This is a genomic window from Salipiger sp. D13 (genome assembly GCF_003703915.1).
Classification (GTDB): Bacteria; Pseudomonadota; Alphaproteobacteria; order Rhodobacterales; family Rhodobacteraceae; genus Salipiger; species Salipiger profundus.
Window position 1 is genome coordinate 15,855 of sequence record NZ_ML112594.1, and the last position, 21,138, is coordinate 36,992.

Consider the following 21,138-nt stretch of genomic DNA (forward strand, 5'->3'; position numbering starts at 1 on the left):
CCGGAGAGACCAAGATGTCAGAGCAACCGATTGTCATCACCATGGGCGACCCGTCCGGCGTCGGCGCCGAGGTGACCGCCAAGGCCATGGCCGGCCTCAGCCCCGAAGAGCGCGCCCGCTACGCCGTGATCGGCGACAGCGACACGATGGAGCGCGCCGTGCGGGCCGCGGGTCTCGAACTCGGGCTCAGGCCGCAGGGCCCGGGCGGCGATGCCTCGGCGCTGCAGATGATCCACGTGCCGGTGGACGGCCTGCCGGGCAAGTTCGGCGTGCTGTCAGAAGCCTGTGGCGAGGCCTGCTTCCGCTACATCAAGAAAGCCGTCGATCTGACGAGCGCGGGGGATGCCTCGTGCATCGTGACGGCGCCGATCAACAAGGCGGCTCTGAACTCAGCCGGCCACCACTACGACGGTCACACCGGGATGCTCGCGCATCTCACCGGCTGCAAGTCGTCGTGGATGCTGCTGGCCTCGCCGACGCTCAACGTGTTGCACGTCTCGACACACGTGTCGCTCAAGGACGCCATCGACCGGGCAACGCCCGAGCGCGTGCTCGAGACGATCCGCACCGGCCACAATCACCTGCGCCGCATGGGCATCGCCGCGCCGCGCATCGCCGTCGCCGGGATCAACCCGCACTGCGGCGAGGACGGGCTGTTCGGCCGCGAGGACGACACGCAGATCGCACCGGGCGTCGCGATGGCGCAGAAAGAGGGCATCGACGTGCAGGGCCCGATCTCGGCGGACACGGTCTATCACCGCGCCAACACCGGCGCCTTCGACCTCGTCATCGCGCAGTATCATGACCAGGGCCACATCCCGATCAAGCTCATCGCCTTCGACACGGCGGTGAACGTCTCGCTGGGCCTGCCGATCGACCGTTGCTCGGTCGATCACGGCACCGCCTTCGACATCGCGGGCACCGGCAAGGCGAACCACGTCAACATGCTGGCCGCGCTGGACTACGCGGGGAAGCTCTCGGCCGCAAAGCGCGCGCAGATGGCCTGAGGGTCCCACCCACCGGAGGGCCGTCGTTCGGCGACTCCCCCCTGGAAATGACCACGCCCCGGCATGCAACGTGCCGGGGCGTTTTTCGTTTCGCGACCGGCGGCTGCGGGCATTGCGCCGCGACGGCGCCGGTGCTGTGCAAGGAAATGCGTTCGAGCAGATCTGCCCGCAAGATTATGAAATCTAATACCTAATCTGAATGGCGCGCGATGCGTCGCGCGGCCTGTGGCGGCAAATCCTCATGAAGGTCTTGACGCGAATCCCTTTAGATGCTGCTAATGGGAACGTTCTCAGAGAACGTTCCCATTGCGCGGAACGACCTCGGGGACGCAGGGAGGAGACCACCATGTTCGACGATCGGCCCGAGCCTTCGGGAGCCGAGCCCGGTGCGGAGCGCGCCGCGCTGAGCGCTGCAGGATTGCACAAGGCATACGGCGCCACCGTGGCGCTGGAGCATGCCGACATCTCGCTCGCGGCGGGGAAGGTTCACGCACTGCTGGGCGAGAACGGCGCGGGCAAATCCACGCTCGTGCGCATCCTGACCGGTGCCGTCGCGCCCGACGCGGGGACCATGCTTCTGAACGGCGCGCCCTACGCGCTGCAGTCGCTGCTCGATGCCCGCACCCGCAAGGTCGCCACCGCCTTCCAGGAGCTGAGCCTCGTTCCCAACCTGAGCGTCGCGCAGAACCTGCTGCTGCCCGATCTCCCGCGCGCCTTCGCCGGCATGGTCTCGACGCGGCGCACGCTCGAGGCCGGGGCCGAGATCCTCGCCCGCCACGGGCTCGAGCGGATCGACCCCGCCGCCGAGGTTGCCAAGCTGGCGCTCGCCGACCGGCAGCGCATCGAGATCACCCGCGCCATCGACAACGCGGGGCAGGTGCTGATCCTCGACGAGCCCACCGCCTCGCTCGCGGAAACCGACTGGCTGTTCGACCAGATCCGGCAGGCCACCCGGCGCGGGGTCGCGGTGCTCTACATCTCGCACCGGCTTGCCGAGGTCCGCGAGATCTGCACCGAGGCCACCGTTCTGCGCAACGGCACGACCATCGCCTCGGTCGACCTCGGCGATGCGTCCGACGGCGACATCTTCGAGATGATGGTGGGCCGGAAATCCGCCCACGAGCGCAAGCCGCGCGCCAAGCGGCCCGCCTCGGACGCGCCGGCGCGACTGGCGGTCAGCGGGCTGTCGGGGCACGACCTGCACGACATGAGTTTCGACCTGCGGCCCGGCGAGATCCTCGGGGTCGCGGCGCTGGAAGGGCAGGGGCAGCAGGAGTTGTTCCGGATGCTCGCGGGCCTTGAAAGCCCGCATTCCGGCCGGATCGAGGTGGACGGCACGCCGGTGAAACTGTCCGGCCCGCGCGACGCGCTGAAGACCGGGAGCGGCATCGCCTACCTGCCCGAAGAGCGCAAGACCGAGGGCATCCTCTCCGGTCTCAGCGCCGCCACCAACGTGGTGCTGCCGGTGATGGGGCAGGCGGCGCGCGGCACGCTGATCTCGCAGGGGCGCGAGATGTCGGTGGCGCAGGCCGCCGCCGACCGCGTCGAGATGAACCCGCGCTACCTGAGCTTTCCCATCGGCGACCTGTCGGGCGGCAACCAGCAGAAGGCACTGATCGCCCGGACCCTTGCTACCGGCGCCAAGACGCTGCTGCTGTTCGACCCGTCGCGCGGCGTCGACGTGGGCACCAAGCAGTCGATCTACGCCGCCATCCGCGCCTTTGCCGACGAGGGCGGGGCGGTGCTGTTCTACTCGTCCGAGCTTCCCGAGATCGTCCAGCTCGCCGACCGTTGCCTCGCCTTCTACGTCGGGCGCATCACCCGCCATTTCGAGGCCGCCGAGATCACCGAGCAATCCCTCGTCGCGGCCATGCTGGGCCACGTCGCCCCGGAGACTACCGAAGGAGTGCCCGCATGACCGACGCGCAGCTGCAACACCCGACGTTCCACGACAGCCGCCCCGGACTTGCCACCCGCTTCCTGACCGGTGCCGGGCTGATCGTGATGGTCTACGTGCTGCTCTACGTGCTCTACGCCGTGCAGCAGCCCAAGGCGCTGACCTCCTATTCGATCGCGGCGCTGATCAACAACACCGCGCCGCTGGCACTGGCCGCCGCCGGGCAGGCGATCATCGTCATCAGCCGGGGCTTCGACCTGTCGGTCGCGGGGGTGATCTCGATCTGCAACGTGGTGCTCGCCGTCTATCCGCTGGAAGGGCCGGGCGGCGCCGCCGTCTCGGTCTTGATCTGCCTTGCCATCGGCGCGGCGGTGGGCGTGGTGAACGGCTACCTCGTGGCGGTGCTGAAGCTCCAGTCCATCGCCGCGACGCTGGCCACCATGATCATCTGCCAGGGCATCGCGCTGGTGATCCTCAAGGCGCCCGGCGGCTGGGTCGCCGAGTGGATTTCCTACGAGATGACCGACCGGCTGTGGGGCGTGATCCCGGTGTCGGGGCTGGTGCTCGGGCTGGTGCTGGTGATCTGGATGGTGCTGCGGCGCTCGCCCTTCGGCATCTCGCTCTACGCCATCGGCGCCGACGAGAGCTCGGCCGCGCTCTCGGGCATCAACACCACCCGCGTGCGGCTGCTGGCGCATGTGGTGGCGGGCTGCGCCTACGGGCTCGCGGGCTTCATGCTCAGCGCCCAGACCGCCACCGGCAACCCGTCGTCGGGCACGCCGCTGCTGATGCTGACCTTTGCCGCGGTGGCGCTCGGCGGCACCTCGCTGTCGGGCGGCCGTGGCGGCGTCTTCGCCACGATGATGGGCGCGGCCACGCTCACGCTTCTGCAAAAGGTGCTGTTCTCGGCCGGGATCGCGTCGTTCTACACCGGCATGTTCCAGGGCGCGGTGCTGATCCTCGCCGTCGTCTTCAGCGCCTTCCTCGTTCGCCTCGGAGACCGCAAATGACCGCCACAAGCAAGACCGCCACCCCCGAGACCGGCTTCACCCAGACCGGAGACACACGCGGCAGTGCCAGGCTCACCCGCGAGACCGTCAGCACCGTCAGCGTCGCGATCCTGTGCGTGCTGCTGCTGCTGAGCGCGCGGCTCATCAACCCCGCCCTCGGCTCGTGGTCGCAGGTGGAAACCGTTCTGGTGCTGGGCTTCTTCCTCGTGGTGCTGTCCTTCGGGCAGGGCGTGGTGATCCTGACCGGCGGTCTCGACCTGTCGCTGCCCGCGACGATCACCATGGGCGGCATCCTCGCGACGAGCTGGGTGGGCGCCGGCAACCCTGGAGAATGGTACCTGCTGCCCGGCGTGCTGGCGGCCTGCGGGCTCGTGGGGCTGGCCACCGGCGCGGGCGTCCTCTGGCTGCGCGTGCCGCCGTTCATCATGAGCATGGCGATGTCGATCATCGTGGCCTCGGGCCTGCTGGGCTATACCCGCGGCACGCCGCGCGGCGCCGCGCCCGACGCCGCCGTCGCGCTGATGAAGAGCCAGGTCCTCGGCCTGCCGACGCCGGTCGTGGCGCTGGTGATCTTCGCCATCGCGGGCTGGCTGTTCCAGAGCCGCACCGTCTACGGCCGCTATCTCTACGCCGTCGGCACCAACGTCGACGCGGCGCGCAACGCCGGTGTTCCGGTCGCGCTGGTGCGGATCCTGCCCTACGTGATCAGCGCCGTCTGCGCCGGCTTCGTCGGCATCGCGCTGGTCGGCTACTCGAACGGCGCCACGCTGCGCATGGGCGACGACTACCTGCTGCCCTCGATTGCCGCCGTGGTGATCGGCGGCTCGTCGATCCTCGGCGGGCGGGGCACCTTCCTCGGGACCGTGGGCGGCGCGCTGCTGCTCACCATCCTCGGCACCATCATCTCGGCGCTGGGGCTCGAATTCGGCCTGCGCACGATCATCGAGGGATCCATCATTCTCGCGGCGCTGCTGCTGCTGCGCGAGGAGCTTTTCCAGAAACTGCGCGGTCTCGGTCGCTGAGGACCGGGCGCGTGGAACGTCAGACTTGTCAGGAGGAGAGACAACATGAAGACGACTGCACTGAAGACGACGGCGGCGGGGCTCGCGCTCGCGGCGGCCACGCTGGGGCTCGCGAACGCGGCGCAGGCCCAGGAGAAGTTCAAGGTCTACCTGAGCCTGTCCTACTCCGGGAACGCCTGGCAGTCCGAGGCGGCGAACATCGTCAAGGCGCTGGCGCAGACGCCGCCCTACGACGAGATGGTCGAGCTCGAAGAGGTGATCTCGGGCACCGACCCGCAGGCACAGATCTCGGCCTACGAGAGCATGATCGACGAGGGCGCGGACGCCATCATCAGCTTCCCGATTTCCTCGACGGCGCTCAACCGCACGATCAATCGCGGCTGCGAGGAGGGCGTGCTGTTCTTCATGTATGACGCCACGGTGACCGAGAGCTGCGCCTACAACGTCAGCTACCTTTCGGCGGGCTTCGGCGAGAACACTGCGCAGGCGCTGGTCAACGAGCTGGGCGGCGAGGGCAAGATCTTCCTGTCGCGCGGCGTGCCGGGCAACTCGGTCGACCAGCGCCACACCGACGGCGCGATGCACATCTTCGGCCAGTATCCCGGGATCGAGGTGGTCGCGGAATACTATTCCTACTGGGACGACCGCACCACGCAGCAGGAAACCGCCAAGGCGCTGACCGCGCATCCCGACGTCGACGGCATCTGGGCGCAGGCGGGCGAATACGGCGCGATCCAGGCGATGCTCGACGCGGGCGACCGGCTGGTGCCGATGACCGGCGAGAACTCGGCGGGCTTCCGTCTCGCGCTGGCCGACCCCGAGATGCAGGAGAAGGGCCTCGCAGGCGTTTCGGCGGGCTCGCCGCCGGCGCAATCGGGCTATGCCTTCAAGCTCGCGATGGAGATCCTCACCGGCAAGCGCGAGCTCGAGCCGATGAACATCGAGTATCCGCTGCCCTGGGTGCCGGCGGACGCGGTGAAGGTCTGCGAGGGCGACAGCTACGAGAGCGGCTGCAACGTCTTCCCGCCGAGCAAGGTGCCGACCTCCTTCGTCTCCGAGGTGCTGAACCCCGAGCTGTTGCCCGAGGTCAACGTGGAGTCGGCGCTGAACGGCACGCCGGTCGAGGGCGCCGAGATCCAGCCGCTGCCCGCCGAGGTGACCGAGGCGGCCAACGAGCCGGGCATCAACTGCACCCGCTGCGACGCGCCCGAGGATCTCTACAAGCTGACCAAGGTCGCGGCGACGGTCCAGCCGTAAGCCATGCCATCGGCGCCCGCCCTCCGGCGGCGGGCGCCATTCCACGCCATCGCGGCGACCGCAAGCCGTTGGACTCTGCGCCGACATCAGGGACACTCGCTTTTCAGGCAGAAAACGGAAAAATGGAAAAGACGATGCCTAGGACAAAGCGCAGCCGGATCACGGTGAAGGATCTCGCAAAGGATCTCGGCATGTCGGTGTCGACCGTCTCGCGGGCCTTCTACCCCGATGCGGTCATCGCCGAGGCGACCCGGAAGATCGTGCTGGAGCGCGCGCATGAGATCGGCTACCGGCCCAACCCTTTCGCCCAGAGTCTCATCACCAAGAAGACCCAGATCGTCGGCATGGTGGTCTCGGACCTGACCAACCCGTTCTACCCCGAGGTGATGACCCGGCTCACGAGCCTGCTGCAGAAGCAGGGGATGAACGTCATGCTGGCCTCGGCCGAGCAGGCCGACGGCACCGACGAGGCGGTCGATCTGCTGCTGAGCTACCAGCCCGACCTGATGATCGTGCTGGCGACCAACCTGAAATCCCATGCCCGCGAGCGCTGCGAGGCCGCCGGCGCGCCGGTCATCTTCTTCAACCGCCTGTCCGAGGACGGGCTCGGCTACGGCATCTCCTGCGACAACGTCGCGGGCGGTCGCCTCGCCGCAGATTATCTCGCCGACCTCGGCCACCGCGAGCTGCTCTACGTCTCGGCCTTCCCCGATGCCTCGACCAACGTCGAGCGGCATCAGGGCTTCTGCGAGGAAGCCACCCGGCGCGGACTTGTCGCGCCGCAGGTGATCGAGGCCGGGCGCTTCACCTACGAGGCCGGCTACGAGGCCGGGCTGGCCGTCAAGGACCTGCCGCGCCGCCCCGACGGGGTGCTCTGTGCCAACGACATCGTGGCCATCGGCTTCATCGAGGGCGTGCAGGAGGGCATCGGGCTGAAGGTGCCCGAGGACATCTCGGTGGTGGGATATGACGACATCGCCATGGCCGGCTGGCCGTCGCACCGGCTGACCACCGTCGCGCAGCCGCTCGAGAAGATGATGGATGCGACCGTGAAGCTCGCCTCCGATCTGGCGACTTCGACAGACGTTGCGCAGCGCATCCTGCACATCCCGCCCGGCAGGCTTGTCGAGCGCAACACCGTCATGGACCGGAGGAGGGCCGATGACTGACCAGACCCATCTTTTCACGCGGCTCGCGCAGTCGCACAAACCCGACTGCGTGCTGTCGCTCGGCGGGCCGCTGCCCGAGACCGTGGCGTCGCCGGACGAACTCGCGGTCACGCTCGGATCGGACGCGGTGGCGCGCTACGCCGCCGCCTGCCGCCCGGTCTACGAGGACCTGCGCCGCATCATCGGCCAGATCTCGGGGTTGGTGATCCTCGCGCAGCTCACCGCGCAGCGTCAGGTCACAGACCTGCCGGAATACACCGCCTGCGAGGCGCGGGCGGCACAGGCGCGCGACCGGCTGGGGGCGCTGAAGGTGCCCACCGGGACCGAGGCGCACAAGGCGCAGCTCGATGCCGCGCTGCAATTCTCACGCCTTGCGATGGGAACGTTCTCACAGGCGCGGGGCGGCGAGGCGCTCGCCGCCGATCTCGACCGCGCCGGGCTGCTCGTCAAACGCGCCTACGCCCATCTGCGCGCCGCCAGCGCCGCGAAGGCCGGGCTCGAGATGGTCGACCTGTCACAGGCCTGCTGCTGCTGCGGCCAGCAGCCAAGCCGCTGAAACAACATCTGTTCCATGGAGGAGAAGAATGGCTGACTATTCCATCTGGGTGCTCGAGTACAGCTACGTGCCGAACTACCACAAGAGCGGCGTGCTCTACGGCGCGCACAACGAAGGCTACGTGAAGCTTCCCTACTGCTACGTCGTCATCAAGGGCCGCGATCATGTCGCCATGGTCGACGTGGGCTACAACGACAAGGACTACGGCAAGACCCTCGGCGACCGGTTCGGCGTCGAGAACTGGCGCGACCCCAAGACCGTGCTGGCCGAGGTCGGCGTGACCCCGGAAGAGGTCGACACCTGCTTCATCACCCATGCCCACTTTGATCACTTCGGCAACGTCGAGGACTTCCCGAACACGAAATTCTACATCCAGGAGCGCGAGATCTCGAAGTGGGTCTGGGCGATGTCGCTGCCCGACCGGATGCGCTGGATGATGGTCGCGGTCGACCCCGGCGACATCGTCCGCGGCGTCGATCTTGCCCGCGACAAGCGGCTGGTGACCGTCGACGGCGCGGTCGAGGACGTGCTGCCCGGCATCGACCTGCACGCCGCGCCCGACAGCCACACCTGGGGCTCGATGTGGGTCACCGTGCGCAACGACGGCAAGAAACAGTCCGAGGACACCTGGGTTCTGGCCGGCGACCTCGTCTACCAGTTCGACAACATCACCAACGACGGCTCGGTCGTCGATGTCGAGGAGATGTATACCCCGGTCGGCCTCGCCGTCGGCAGCCAGACGAACCTGATCCTCGCCACCGAGGAGATGATGTCGCAGGCGGGCTACGAGGCGCGCCGCGTGATCCCGATCCACGAGGAGCGACTGAACGACACCTTCCCGTCGCGGATCTCGAAAGAGGGCCTGCGGATCACCGAGATCTGCCTTGCCGACGGTGAAAGCTCGAAGGTGTCCTGATGACCGACAACACAACCATCGCCATCGTCGGTGCGGGCCTCGTGGGCTCGGGCTGGGCGCTCGTCTTCGCCCGCGCGGGCTATACCGTCCGCGCCTACGACCCCTCGGAAGAGGTGCGCGGGCGCATCCTGTCGTGGGCGAAGGACAGTCTTGCCGACCTTCAGGAGGTCGGACTGGTGGACGACCCCGAGACCGTGCTGGCGCGGCTCAGCGTGCATGACACGCTGGCCGGGGCGGTCGAGGGCGCCTTCTACGTGCAGGAGTCGGTGTTCGAGACGGTCGAGGCCAAGACCGCCGTCAGCCTCGAGCTCGACGCCGCCATCGGCCCGGCGACGCTTGTCGGCTCGTCCTCGTCGGGCATCCCCGCCTCGCGTTTCACCGAAGACTGCAGCAACCGCGACCGCTACATGATCGCGCACCCGGTGAACCCGCCGCATCTCGTGCCGGTGGTCGAGATCGTGCCCGCGCCCTGGACCGCGGCGGAGGGCGTCGAGCAGGTCGCCGACCTCATGCGCGAGGTCGGACAGGTGCCCGTGCGCCTCACGCGCGAGATCGACGGCTTCGTTCTGAACCGTCTTCAGGGCGTGCTGTTGAACGAGGCCTGGGCGCTCTACGAGGACGGCATCGCGAGCCTTGCCGACATCGACGCGACCATCGCGCACGGTCTCGGCCTGCGCTGGTCGTTCATGGGGCCGTTCGAGACCATCGACCTCAACGCGCCCGGCGGCATCGAGGATTACGCCGCCCGGCTGCGCGGTCTCTATGCCGGGATGGTGCGCACGCCGCCGCGCGGGCCCTGGCCCGACGCGGTCATCGCCAGGGCCACCGAGGAACGCCGCGCCGCGCTTCCCGCCGAGGATCTCGCCGAGCGCCGCGCCTGGCGCGACGCCAAGCTCTCGCGGCTCGTGGCCTTCAAGACATCGCAGGGGCTGACCGACTGACCGTGTCGGCCCGCTTCCCCATTCTCCGACTTCGAAAGGAAACACCATGTCAGTGACCTATCTCAAACGCGGCATGCCCGAGGCCGACCGGGCCGAGGACGACGCCAAGACCCGCGGCATCGTGGAATCCACCCTCAAGGACATCGAGGCCCGCGGTGATGTCGCGGTGCGCGAGCTGTCGGAGAAATTCGACAGCTATACCCCTGAGAGCTTCCGCCTCAGCCAGCAGGAGATCGACGATCTGATCGGCCAGCTCTCCGAGCGCGAGGTCGCCGACATCAGGTTCGCGCAGGAGCAGGTGCGCAACTTCGCGCAGGCGCAGCGCGACACCATGCTCGACCTCGAGGTCGAGACGATGCCGGGCGTGATCCTCGGGCACAAGAACATCCCCGTGCAGTCGGTGGGCTGCTACGTGCCCGGTGGCAAGTTCCCGATGGTCGCCTCGGCGCACATGTCGGTGGCCACCGCCTCGGTTGCGGGGGTGCCGCGCATCATCGCCTGCACGCCGCCGTTCCAGGGCAAGCCCAACCCGGCGGTGATCGCCGCCATGCACTTCGGCGGTGCCCACGAGATCTACGTGCTGGGCGGTATTCAGGCCATCGGCGCCATGGCCATCGGCACCGAGACCATCGAGCCGGTGCACATGCTGGTCGGCCCCGGCAACGCCTTCGTGGCCGAGGCCAAGCGCCAGCTTTTCGGCCGCGTCGGCATCGACCTCTTCGCCGGCCCGACCGAGACCATGGTGATCGCCGACGAGACCGTCGACGCCGAGCTCTGCGCCACCGACCTGCTGGGGCAGGCCGAGCACGGCTACAACTCGCCCGCCGTGCTGGTGACCAATTCGCGCAAGCTTGCCGAGGACACCCTGAGCGAGATCGACCGGCTGCTCGAGATCCTGCCCACCGCCGGCACCGCCAGCGTGAGCTGGCAGGACTACGGCGAGGTCATCGTCTGCGACAGCTACGACGAGATGCTCGACGTGGCCAACGACATCGCCTCGGAGCACGTGCAGGTGATGACCGACCGCGACGACTGGTTCCTCGAGAAGATGCACTCCTACGGGGCGCTGTTCCTCGGGGCGCGGACCAATGTCGCCAACGGCGACAAGGTGATCGGCACCAACCACACGCTGCCCACCAAGAAGGCGGGCCGCTACACCGGCGGGCTCTGGGTCGGCAAGTTCCTGAAGACCCACAGCTACCAGAAGGTGACCACCGACGAGGCCGCGACGCTGATCGGCGAATACGGCTCGCGCCTGTGCATGCTCGAGGGCTTCGTGGGCCACGCCGAGCAGTGCAACATCCGGGTGCGCCGCTACGGCGGGCAGAACGTGCCCTACGGCGCGGCCGCACCCTATCGCGAGGCGGCGGAATGACGGCCATGCTGCCCGATTTCCGGCTCGACGGCAGGCGTGCGCTGGTGACCGGCGCGGGGCGGGGCATCGGCCTCGCCATCGCGCAGGCCTACGCGGAAGCGGGGGCGGAGGTGACCCTCTGCGCCCGCACCGCGCCCGAGATCGAGGCCGCGGCGGCAGAGCTGCGCGCCGCCGGTCTTGCTGCCGAGGCGCTGGCGCTCGACGTGACCGACATCGCCGCCTTCGAGGCGGCAGTCGTGGCGCGCGCGCCCTTCGACGTCTTCGTCAACAACGCCGGCACCAACCGCCCGAAACCGCTCTCGGAGGTCACCGAGGCGGATTACGACGCGGTCATGGGGCTGAACCTCAAGGCCGCGATGTTCTGCGCCCGTGCGGTCACCCGGCGCATGGTGGCGGCGGGGCAGGGCGGCTCGGTCATCAACATGTCCTCGCAGATGGGGCACGTTGGGGCCCGTGACCGGACGCTCTACTGCGCCTCGAAATGGGCCATCGAGGGCTTTACCAAAGCGCTCGCGGTCGAACTCGGCGAGCATGGCATCAGGGTCAACACGATCTGCCCGACCTTCATCGAGACCCCGATGACGAAGCCGTTCTTCGAGGACAGCGCGTTTCGCGCCTCGGTGCTGTCGAAGATCAAGCTCGGGCGCCTCGGGCAGGTGGACGACGTGACCGGCGCGGCGGTGTTCCTTGCCTCAGACGCCTCGGCGCTGATGACCGGCAGCGCGCTGATGCTCGACGGCGGCTGGACGGCGGACTAGCCTGCCACCTGCGCGCCGCGGTCCCGCGTGTCGCGCCACGAACACCAACGAAAGGCCAAGGATGAAGCGTTTCTCGGCAAATCTCGGCTTCCTCTGGTCCGGAGAGGAGCTGCTCACCCGCATCGCACACGCTGGCGCGGCGGGCTTTCCGGCGGTCGAGCTGCACTGGCCCTACGACGTGCCCGCAGCCGACGTGCGCCGGGCTTGCGCCGACGCGGGCGTGCGGCTGCTCGCGCTCAACTCGCCGCTCGGCGACACGTCGGCCGGAGAGTCGGGACTCGCGGCGCTGCCCGGGCGGCAGGCCGACTTCCGCGAGAGCTTTCACCGCGCCGCCGACTACGCGCGCGAGGCGGGCGCGGGCAGGGTGCACGTCATGGCCGGGATCACCGCCTTCGACGCGGCGGGCCGCGCGGCGATGGCCGAGAACCTCCGCTGGGCCGAAGAGGCCGCGCCCGAACTGACGCTGCTGCTCGAGCCGCTCAACCGCCACGACAAGCCGGGCTATTTCTATCACCTGCCCGAACAGGCTCTGGAGATCATCGAAGGCGCAGGGCTCGCCCGCACCCGGCTGATGTTCGACGCCTACCACGTCGGCCGCGAGGGCCTGTCGCCCGAAGCGGAATACGACGGCGCCGCGCCGCATGTCGGCCACGTCCAGTTCGCCTCGGTCCCGGACCGGCGCGAACCGTTTGGCGGCACGGTCGACATGGCGCGGTTCCTCGCGCATCTTGCGGCGCGCGGCTACGACGGCTGGGTGGGCTGCGAATACCTGCCCGCGAGCACGGTCGAGGACGGCCTGCCGGAATTGCGCGCGATGGCCGAGGCCTTTGACCGCGCCGCCGCGTGAGGCCGGTGCCCGGCCTCGCCGAAGACCAACAATGCCCCGCCTGCGCGCGGGAGACCAAACCCCGAGGGAGCGACACATGCTTTTGGGCGTGATCGGAGACGATTTCACCGGATCGAGCGACATCGCCAACACGCTGGCCAAGGCCGGCATGGCGGTGACGCAATACAGCGGCGTGCCGCAGGGTGCAGCGGCGCCCTCGGTCGAGGCCGGGATCGTGGCGCTGAAATCGCGCACCGTCCCGGTCAAGGACGCGGTCCGCGCCTCGCTTGCCGCGCTCGACTGGCTGCTGGCGCAGGGCTGCGAGCAGATCGTGTTCAAGTATTGCTCGACCTTCGATTCCACGCCCCAGGGCAACATCGGCCCCGTTGCGGCGGCACTCGCCGACCGGCTGGGCGCCTCGATCGTGCCGGTCGTCCCCTCGTTTCCCGGGGCGGGCCGCACGGTCTACCAGGGCCATCTCTTCGTTAAGGATACGCTGCTTTCGGAAAGCGGCATGGAGGCGCATCCGCTGACCCCGATGACCGACCCCGACATCCGGCGCTGGCTGGCCCTTCAACTCTCCGAGCCGGTGGGGCATGTGCCCTTCGACGCCGTGCATGGCGGGGCAGAGTCCATCCGCGCCCGGATGCAGGCCGAGGCCAAAGCGGGGCGTCGGATGCAGGTCGTCGATACCGTCTGTGACGCCGACCTCATGGCCATCGGCGCCGCTTGCGCGGGGCTGAAGCTGGTCACCGGGGGATCGGGCATCGCCATGGGGCTGCCCGCCAATTTCCGCGAGCGGGGCAAGCTCTCAGGGGACGGCGCGGCGTGGCGCGGCAACGCCGGGCCCTGCGCCATCCTCGCCGGATCGAGTTCGCGCCAGACCCGCGCGCAGGTCGCCCGGCATGCCGCGTCGCACCCGGCGCTGCGGATCGTCGCCGGCGACGTGATCGAAGGCCGCACGACGCCCGAAGACGTGACCGACTGGATCATGCGGCACGCGGACGAACTGCCGCTCGCCTATGCCACCGCCGACCCGGAAACCGTGCGCGCGGTTCAGGAGGAATACGGCCGGGACCGTGCTGCCAGCGCGCTCGAGGCCCTCTTCGCCGAAGTTGCCCGGCAGATCGTGGCGCGCGGCGTGACCCGGCTGATCGCGGCCGGGGGCGAGACCTCCGGCGCGGTGGTCGAAGGCCTCGGCATCGACGCGCTGGAGATCGGCCCCGAGATCGCGCCCGGCGCCCCGGCGCTGCGCGCGGGGGACCTCACGCTGGCGCTGAAGTCGGGCAACTTCGGCGAGGATGACTTCTTCGAGACCGCCGCCGGCATCCTCGGCACCGGGGAGGGCGAAGCATGAGCGCCGAGACCGCGCTGCGCGAGCAGATCTGCACCATCGCCAGGTCGATCTTCGATCGCGGGCTGACCGGCGGCGCCTCGGGCAACATCTCGGCCCGGCTGCCGGACGGCGGGCTGCTGGTGACGCCGACCGGCGCGTCGATGGGCACGCTCGATCCCGCCCGGCTGTCGCGTTTCGATGCCGAGGGCCGGCACATCGACGGCGACAGGCCGACCAAGGAAATGCCGCTGCACACGGCGTTCTACGACACCCGCGCGTCCACCGGCGCGGTGGTTCACCTGCACTCGACCCATTCGACGGCGCTGTCGATGCTGCGCGACGTCGATCCCGAGAACATGCTGCCGCCGCTCACCGCCTACTCGATCATGCGGCTCGGCAAGGTCGTGCGACTGCCCTACTTCCGGCCCGGCGATCCGGCCATGGGCGAAGCGGTGCGGGGGCTCGCCGGACGGCGCTCGGCGATGGTCCTCGCGCATCATGGCCCCGTCGTCGCGGGCAAGGACCTCGAGGCGGCGCTCTACGCCATGGAAGAGCTCGAGGAGACCTCGAAGCTGGCGCTTCTTCTGCGCGACCGCGACCCGGTGCTGCTGAGCGATGCCGAGGTGATGGAACTGGTCCGCATCCACAAGCCCGACTGGGACTGAGGGCCCAGGGCACTGCGGCGACCCTATCCTTCGGGATAGGACACCCATCCGCGTGTCCAGCACGTGATCCCTATGCTCACTCGCGCCGGCCCCGGCCTCTGGGATAGGTGTCGTGGTGTAACGAGTCCCGGATGGGGGCGGGTCGTACCGGTTGGTCGACCGGCCCCCATGTTCCCCCGCCTTTGATGCTTCGCGCGGATGGCGGACAGGGCGCGCGCCTCATCGGCAGAGCGCAGCGATTTCCAGGCCGGCCCGCACACAGACCAGACAGACGCAGGACTCGCCTAGCTCTCCATGGCGAACACGAGATCTGCCGGAATGCTCTGCCCGCGCACGGTGGCCCCGTTCGGCAGATCGTTCCCGTCGAGCTTGTGACGGATCGCCTCGGCGTCGAGACCGTAGCCCACCCAGCGTGCGCGCAGCCGTTCGGCCAGCACGCTTTCGGGCACGTCGATCATGCAGGTCAGGTCAAACAGTGGATGCAACGCCGACCACGGCGCGCGGTCCAGAAGCAGGTAGTTTCCCTCGGCCAGGATCAGACGGACCGTCGAGGGCACGAGCCGCGCGGAGCCGCGCGAGATCTCGAGATCGCGGTCGAAGACCGGCACCGCCACCGTGTCCTCGTCGTCGGCGCGCAGCCGGGTCAGCGCCGAGCGCAGCCCGCCCACGTCGAAGGTGTCGGGCGCGCCCTTCCAGGGAAGGCGCCCCATCTGTCGCAGCACCGCGTCGTCGTAATGGAACCCATCCATCGGAAGGACCGCGCTCTCGCCCGGACGCACGGCCTCGAGCCGCGTGTGCAGCGCTTCGACGGTCGTGCTCTTGCCCGAGCCCGGCGCGCCGGCGATGGCCAGAACCTGTCGCCCGGGCTGGTCGAGCAGGCGGAGGGACTCTGCGACGAGCCCCTCCAGATCGGTGGCCCGGCTCATCAGATCAGCCGATACTGCGCGGCCTTGTTGCGCAGGAACGGCAGGCCCTTCGACATCACCTCGTCGTGGCTTTCCGCCACCGGGCGCCACACGGCCAGCCCGAAGCCCACCTCGGGCGGCATGTTGATGAAGCTCTCCATGGCGAGCCCTCCCTTGAAGTCGATGGCCTTCAGGGTGGCAAAGATCTCGTCCCAATCGCAAGTGCCTTCGCCGGGGGTGCCCCGGTCGCTCTCGCTCAGGTGGATGTACTTCAGGTAGTCGCGGGCATCGAGAATGCCGTTGCCGGCGCCCTTTTCCTCGATGTTCATGTGGTAGGTGTCGAGGTGGATGAAGATGTTGTCCGAGCCGACGCGCTCGATCATGTCGCGCGCCTGCCAGCCGGTGTTGATGAGGTGGTTCTCGTAGCGGTTGACCGGCTCGATCCCGAAGAGAAGGTCGACGGATTTCGCGTAGCGCGAGGACGCGTCCAGCACCTTGGCGATATTGTCGTATTCGCCCTGCGTCGGGGTCGTCCCGGTGCGCTGGCCGATGCCGCCGAAGGTGACGCCCGAAAGCGCCTCGGCGCCGCAGGCCTTGGTCTTGTCGATCGCCAGTTGCAGGTACTCGATCGCGCCCTCAGGATTGACCGAGGCCCAGTACTGCTCGGGCAGGCCGAGCGAGCAGATCGCGCGCAGGCCGCTCTTCTCGAGCAGCGCGGCAGTGTGGGCGGTGTCGATCTCGGACGGACGCAGCATCGGGATCTCGATGAAGTCGACGCCGTATTCAAGGGCGCCTGCAACGGCGCGCTCGGCGCCCTCGCGGTCCCAGTTCATCGTCCACATGCTCGTATGAACGCCAAAACCTTCCATCATGTGTCCTTTCTGAGGATAAATCGGTAGAGTTGTGCGGCCTGGCGCGAGCGCATCATCATGACCGCGATCAGGAAGAGGCCCCAGACGGCCGTCGAGAGGTGCTGGTTCGCCCCCACGAGGTTCAGCCCCGAGGACAGCACCTGCAGGATGACCAGCGAGATGATGACCGGCATCACCCGGCCGTGCCCGCCGAAGGGGTCGATCCCGCCGAGGAAGCAGGCCAGCACGGTGATCAGCAGCATCGCCTCGCCGTGGCCCACGCGGACCGAGTTGAAGCGCGCCGCCATCAGGATGCCGGCAACGGCGCAGAGCACTCCCGACAGGGCATAGATCAGCACCAGCGTGCGCTTGGTATGCAGGCCCGCGTATTCCGCCGCCTTGATGTTCGATCCGGTCATGTAGACCGAGAACCCGTGCGGCGTGCGGCGCAGCAGGATGTGCCAACCGAGCGCCACCAGCGCGAAGATGATCAGCGGGACGGGCAGGCCCATCAGGCTGCCGTGGCCGAGCGTGCGCATGTAGTCGGGAAAGCCCGAGATGTCGCCGCCGCGGGTCAGGAACTCGCCCAGACCGCGCAGGAAGATCATCATCGCCAGCGACACGAGGATCGGGTGCGCGCCGACATAGGCGACGACGGCGCCCATCACCGCGCCCGAGGCGGCCCCCACCGCCAGCGCCGCGACGGTCCCGAGGATCAGCGCCATGATCCCCGCGTCGGCACCGCCGAGCTGCATGAAGGTCCAGGCAAGCGTCAGGCCGCTGATGTTGGCGGTGTAGACGATAGCGAGGTTCAGCCCGCCCGAGACGATGGGTGCCAGCATCGCCAGCGTGAGCAGGCCCAGCAGCGGCATCTGGAACCCCATGGAGCCGAGGTTCGCGCCGGTCAGGAACCGCGGCGAGGCGATCGAGAAGGCCGCAACGAGCAGAGCGAGCAGGATGAGCAGACCGGCGTTCTCGCCGCCGACCAGGCGCTTCAGTCCGCCCGGCTGCCGGGCCTCGGCCCGCGCCTTGGGCTTGGCGGTCGTGTTGGACGGGGTCATGCGCGGCCTCCTTTCCGGCGGTGGAAGAGTTCCGAGAGATCGACGTTGGAGGTGGAGATCGCGATCAGGATCGCGGCGCCGATGATCATCTGGAAGGCGAAGGGCGAGATGCCGAGCAGGTTCAGGCCGTTCTGCGTGACCGCGACGAACATCACCCCCAGCACCGCACCGAGGATCGAACCGCGCCCGCCACCGAGACGGGCTCCGCCCAGCACCACCGCGGCCAGCACGTCGAGCTCGCGTCCGTAAAGCGCGTTGGGGACGACTTCCTTCACGATGTTGACCTGCATGAGGCCCGCGATGCCGGCCATCAGGCCGCTCCAGCCGAAGGCGATGCCCTGCATCGCGGCGATGTTGACACCAGCGCGGCGGGCGCCCTCGGGGTTGTCGCCGAAGGCATAGAGCTGCCGGCCGATGTTGGTATGGCGCAGCAGCAGCCATGTCGCGGCGACACAGCCGATCATCACGGCGACCGCAAGCGTCAGCTCGGACCAGATGCCTTGCGCGTTCTCGTACTCGAAGATGAAGATCCGCGCGGTCCACCAGTCGGGCAGGTTGTAGATGTTGCGCCCGCCGGTGAAGAACATCAGCAGCCCGAAGAAGGCGTTGAAGGTGGCAATGGTCACCACGATCGAGATGATGCGGAAGCCGTGGATCAGCCAGGCGTTCAGCAGTCCCAGCAGGATGCCGAGCGAGCCGCAGAACAGGAAGCCCAGCAGCCAGTTGCCGCCGCCGATGCCGATCAGCAGCTTCGCGGCGACGTATTGCACCACCGAGGCCGCGACGGCGAAGGAGATGTCGATGCCGCCGGCGATCAGCACCACCAGCAGGCCGACCGCCCAGATCAGGTTCACGGCGCTGTTGTTGAACAGCGAGGTGATGTTGCTCAGCGTGGCGAATTGCGGCGCGCTCACCGAAAGGAACAGGCACAGAAGCGCCAGCACCACCGCGAGCCGCATCTCGATCTTGTGGGTTCGGAACAGGTTACGCATAGATTCGCTCCTCGAGCTCGGGCACGGTGATCTCGCGCGGGTCGATTTCCGAGACGATGCGCCCGTCGGCCATGTGCAGGATGCGGTCCGAGTGGAACATCACCTCGGTCACCTCGTCCGAGATCAGCAGGATCGCGAGCCCGGCGTCGGCCAGCTGCCGCACGATGCGGAAGATCCCCGCCCGAGCGCCGACGTCGACGCCAACGGTCGGGCTGTCGAGGATCAGCAGCCTCGGATCGGTGGCGAGCCATTTCGCCAGCACGACCTTCTGCTGGTTGCCCCCCGACAGGGTCGAGATGGCATCCTCGGGCTGGCCGATCTTCACGCCCAGCTCCTTGATCCAGTGACGGACGAGCGCGTCCTTCTTCCGCTCTGAGAGCAGGCCAGTGGGCTCCAGCAGCTTGTGCAGCGCGGAAATCACGGTGTTGTCGGCGATGGACTGCTTCTGCAGCAGACCCAGCGACAGGCGGTCCTCGGAGACGTAGGCCATGCCGCGCGCGATGGCCTCGCGGATGTTGGTCGGACGGTAGGCCGCGCCCTCGAGCCGCATGGTGCCGGCGTTCGCGCGGCGCATGCCCATCAGCACATGGGCAAGCTCGGTGCGGCCGGCACCGATGAGGCCCGTGAGCCCCAGCACCTCGCCCTCGCGGATGGTCAGCGAGACGTCCTCGAACTCGCCATGGCGCGACAGGCCCGTGACCTCGAACACCGGGCGGGCCTCGGGCCGGTCGCGAACGTCGACCTCGTGCTCGATGTGGTGGCCGGTCATCAGCTCGCCCAAGCGGGCCTGGCTCATGCCCTCGGTGGGGTAGACGCCGACGAGGTTGCCGTCGCGGACGACCGTGACACGCTCGGCGATGTCGAGCACCTCGGCCAGACGGTGACTGACGAAGACGATGGCCACGCCGTCCGCCGAGAGCTTGCGCACGATGTCGAGTAGCCGGTCGGTCTCGGACTGTGTCAGCGAAGCGGTCGGCTCGTCCATGAAGATCAGCCGCGCATCGTTCATAAGCGCCCGCGCGATGGCGACCACCTGCCGCTGCGCGATGGGAAGATCGTTGAGCGGCGCGCCGAGGTCGAGCGTCACGCCCAGCCGGTCGAGCACGGCCCGCGCCCGCTCGGTCATCGCGCCGGTGCGCGAAAGCCCGGGGCGCAGCCCGACGAGACTGTCGAAGGCGATGTTCTCGGCCACGCTCATGTGGGGAAACAGCGCAAGGTCCTGCCAGATCACGGAAACGCCCATCTGGCGGGCCTGAACGGGGGTGATGCTGTCGACGGGTTCGCCGAACAGCTCGATCAGCTCGGCCTGTTCGGGCTGGTGAACGCCGGTCACCACCTTGATCAGCGTGGACTTGCCGCATCCGTTCTCGCCGGCGAGGCAATGCACCTCTCCGGCGCGGACCTCGAAGTCCACCGCGTTGAGCGCCTGCACGCCGCCGAAGGCCTTGGAGACCTTCCGCAAGCGCAAGGCGTAGCGGTCTGCCTTGGCAGTTGTCATGTCATCCATCCTGTCGGGGAAAGTCTGGGTGGCGGGACGGCACGAGGGCCGCCCCGCCGGGGAGGATAAGAGGGCTCAGAGACCCATGTCGGCCAGTTCGTCCACGGTCGACTCGTTGATCTCGAGCAGGTTGTCCGTGATGATGTCGTGACCCTCGACGTCGGGCTCGACCGTGCCGAGACCGGGGATCTCGGTGCCGGCGGTGATCTCTTCGCCGTCAGCCAGCATCTTGCCGAGCGAGACGAAGACCTCGCCGGCCTGTGCCGGGTTCCACATGAACCCGCCCGAGAGCACGTCGTTGTGGATCATCTTGCGTCCCTGACCGGGCGAGAACGGTCCGAGCACGAAGATCTCGCCGGTCTTGCGGCGCTCTTCGACCGCGCGGCCCGCGCCGATGGGGCCCTGGCTGCCGAAGGCGAGGAAGCCCTTGAGGTCCGGGTTCGCGGCGATCAGGTCAAGCGCCGTCGAGCGGCTGTCGTCGACGTTCTCGGCCACGCCGTAGCGGTCGCCGACCATCTCGAGGTCGGGGCGGTTCTCCTGCATCCACGCGATGGCGGCATCGGCCCAGGCGTTGTGCAGCGGCACGGTGAGCGAGCCGACGTAGACCGCGTACTTGCCGCCCTCGTCGCCGATCTTCTCCGACAGCAGCTGCGCATGCGCCTCTCCGAAGCCCTCGGCCGAGGCCAGCTCGAAGTTCCAGTCGACGTTCTCGAGGCCGGGGCCCTCGTGCGAGATCACCTTGATGCCGGCGTCACGGGCCTTCTTCAGGACCGGCTCGAGCGCGGCTTCGTCGTTGGGCACCACGCCGATGACGTCAACGCCCTTGGCGATCAGGTCTTCGATGGCCTGCACCTGCAGCGCGGGGTCGGCGGAGACGGGGCCGATCATCTCGGCCTCGACGCCAAGCTCCTCGGCGCGGCGCTCGATGCCGTCTTCCATCGCGTTGAACCACGGAATGCCGCCGATCTTCACCACGACACCGATGCTGGTCTCGGCGTGGGCCGCCGAGGCAAGCCCCGCGGCAAGCGCAATCGCGCTGATCAAACCCTTGAACTTCATGTCTGTCCTCCCTCGGCGCAGGAAATCATGCGCCCTC

20 protein-coding genes are annotated in these 21,138 nt (G+C 68.4%); 14 read left to right on the forward strand and 6 right to left on the reverse strand.

The genetic code is table 11. The features are described 5' to 3' along the window. Nucleotides 1-14 precede the first annotated feature (14 nt). The 14 genes from pdxA (at nt 15) to otnC (ending at nt 14,735) form a co-directional block, all read left to right on the forward strand. Entirely contained in the window at nt 15-1,007 is a 993-nt protein-coding gene (gene pdxA / locus D6860_RS09780; protein ID WP_076624373.1) for a 4-hydroxythreonine-4-phosphate dehydrogenase PdxA, read from the forward strand. Between the two features lie 346 nt (nt 1,008-1,353). Beyond that, the gene (locus D6860_RS09785) at nt 1,354-2,925 is read left to right on the forward strand and encodes a sugar ABC transporter ATP-binding protein (RefSeq protein WP_093412095.1); all 1,572 of its coding nucleotides are present in this window, start codon (nt 1,354-1,356) and stop codon (nt 2,923-2,925) included. Then, a complete protein-coding gene (locus D6860_RS09790) occupies nt 2,922-3,914 on the forward strand; it encodes an ABC transporter permease (RefSeq protein WP_076624371.1) in 993 nt (330 codons plus the stop codon). Before D6860_RS09785 ends, D6860_RS09790 begins: the two co-directional genes overlap by 4 nt. Next, entirely contained in the window at nt 3,911-4,936 is a 1,026-nt protein-coding gene (locus D6860_RS09795) for an ABC transporter permease (protein WP_020480189.1), read from the forward strand. The genes D6860_RS09790 and D6860_RS09795 overlap by 4 nt, the downstream gene beginning before the upstream one ends. A 45-nt stretch (nt 4,937-4,981) precedes the next feature. Further along, on the forward strand, nt 4,982-6,193 hold the full coding sequence (locus D6860_RS09800) for a sugar ABC transporter substrate-binding protein (RefSeq protein WP_076624370.1): 1,212 nt from the start codon (nt 4,982-4,984) through the stop codon (nt 6,191-6,193). A 134-nt stretch (nt 6,194-6,327) separates the two neighbouring features. Continuing rightward, nucleotides 6,328-7,362, forward strand: coding sequence for a LacI family DNA-binding transcriptional regulator (locus D6860_RS09805; protein WP_162277748.1), 1,035 nt, complete (start codon nt 6,328-6,330; stop codon nt 7,360-7,362). Further along, complete coding sequence (locus tag D6860_RS09810) at nt 7,355-7,918, forward strand: hypothetical protein (protein WP_017469069.1); 564 nt, start codon at nt 7,355-7,357, stop codon at nt 7,916-7,918. The genes D6860_RS09805 and D6860_RS09810 overlap by 8 nt, the downstream gene beginning before the upstream one ends. A 28-nt stretch (nt 7,919-7,946) precedes the next feature. Next, nucleotides 7,947-8,834 (forward strand): N-acyl homoserine lactonase family protein, encoded by an 888-nt coding sequence (locus D6860_RS09815; protein WP_076624368.1) that lies wholly within the window; start codon nt 7,947-7,949, stop codon nt 8,832-8,834. Then, nucleotides 8,834-9,775, forward strand: a complete 942-nt coding sequence (locus D6860_RS09820) for a 3-hydroxyacyl-CoA dehydrogenase (protein WP_076624367.1) — start codon at nt 8,834-8,836, stop codon at nt 9,773-9,775. The genes D6860_RS09815 and D6860_RS09820 overlap by 1 nt, the downstream gene beginning before the upstream one ends. A 46-nt stretch (nt 9,776-9,821) precedes the next feature. Next, on the forward strand, nt 9,822-11,150 hold the full coding sequence (gene hisD / locus D6860_RS09825; protein ID WP_076624366.1) for a histidinol dehydrogenase: 1,329 nt from the start codon (nt 9,822-9,824) through the stop codon (nt 11,148-11,150). Beyond that, nucleotides 11,147-11,908: an SDR family NAD(P)-dependent oxidoreductase gene (locus D6860_RS09830; RefSeq protein WP_076624365.1), complete on the forward strand. Its 762-nt coding sequence runs from the start codon at nt 11,147-11,149 to the stop codon at nt 11,906-11,908. The genes hisD and D6860_RS09830 overlap by 4 nt, the downstream gene beginning before the upstream one ends. A gap of 61 nt (nt 11,909-11,969) precedes the next feature. Further along, the gene (locus tag D6860_RS09835) at nt 11,970-12,755 is read left to right on the forward strand and encodes a hydroxypyruvate isomerase family protein (RefSeq protein ID WP_076624364.1); all 786 of its coding nucleotides are present in this window, start codon (nt 11,970-11,972) and stop codon (nt 12,753-12,755) included. 76 nt (nt 12,756-12,831) lie between these two features. Next, nucleotides 12,832-14,091, forward strand: a complete 1,260-nt coding sequence (otnK, locus tag D6860_RS09840; protein ID WP_076624363.1) for a 3-oxo-tetronate kinase — start codon at nt 12,832-12,834, stop codon at nt 14,089-14,091. Then, complete coding sequence (gene otnC / locus D6860_RS09845) at nt 14,088-14,735, forward strand: 3-oxo-tetronate 4-phosphate decarboxylase (RefSeq protein WP_076624362.1); 648 nt, start codon at nt 14,088-14,090, stop codon at nt 14,733-14,735. The genes otnK and otnC overlap by 4 nt, the downstream gene beginning before the upstream one ends. A gap of 284 nt (nt 14,736-15,019) precedes the next feature. Here otnC and D6860_RS09850 read toward each other — a convergent pair whose 3' ends face one another. From D6860_RS09850 to D6860_RS09875, 6 genes are all read right to left on the reverse strand, one after another. Continuing rightward, nucleotides 15,020-15,661, reverse strand: a complete 642-nt coding sequence (locus D6860_RS09850) for a nucleoside triphosphate hydrolase (protein ID WP_076624361.1) — start codon at nt 15,659-15,661, stop codon at nt 15,020-15,022. Continuing rightward, the gene (locus D6860_RS09855; protein ID WP_076624360.1) at nt 15,661-16,509 is read right to left on the reverse strand and encodes a sugar phosphate isomerase/epimerase family protein; all 849 of its coding nucleotides are present in this window, start codon (nt 16,507-16,509) and stop codon (nt 15,661-15,663) included. Before D6860_RS09855 ends, D6860_RS09850 begins: the two co-directional genes overlap by 1 nt. Continuing rightward, complete coding sequence (locus tag D6860_RS09860; protein ID WP_083697853.1) at nt 16,509-17,552, reverse strand: ABC transporter permease; 1,044 nt, start codon at nt 17,550-17,552, stop codon at nt 16,509-16,511. Before D6860_RS09860 ends, D6860_RS09855 begins: the two co-directional genes overlap by 1 nt. Continuing rightward, nucleotides 17,549-18,544, reverse strand: coding sequence for an ABC transporter permease (locus D6860_RS09865; RefSeq protein WP_076624359.1), 996 nt, complete (start codon nt 18,542-18,544; stop codon nt 17,549-17,551). Before D6860_RS09865 ends, D6860_RS09860 begins: the two co-directional genes overlap by 4 nt. Further along, a complete protein-coding gene (locus D6860_RS09870) occupies nt 18,537-20,042 on the reverse strand; it encodes a sugar ABC transporter ATP-binding protein (RefSeq protein ID WP_076624358.1) in 1,506 nt (501 codons plus the stop codon). The genes D6860_RS09865 and D6860_RS09870 overlap by 8 nt, the downstream gene beginning before the upstream one ends. Nucleotides 20,043-20,117: 75 nt before the next feature. Next, entirely contained in the window at nt 20,118-21,101 is a 984-nt protein-coding gene (locus tag D6860_RS09875; protein ID WP_076624357.1) for a substrate-binding domain-containing protein, read from the reverse strand. Nucleotides 21,102-21,138 lie beyond the last annotated feature (37 nt).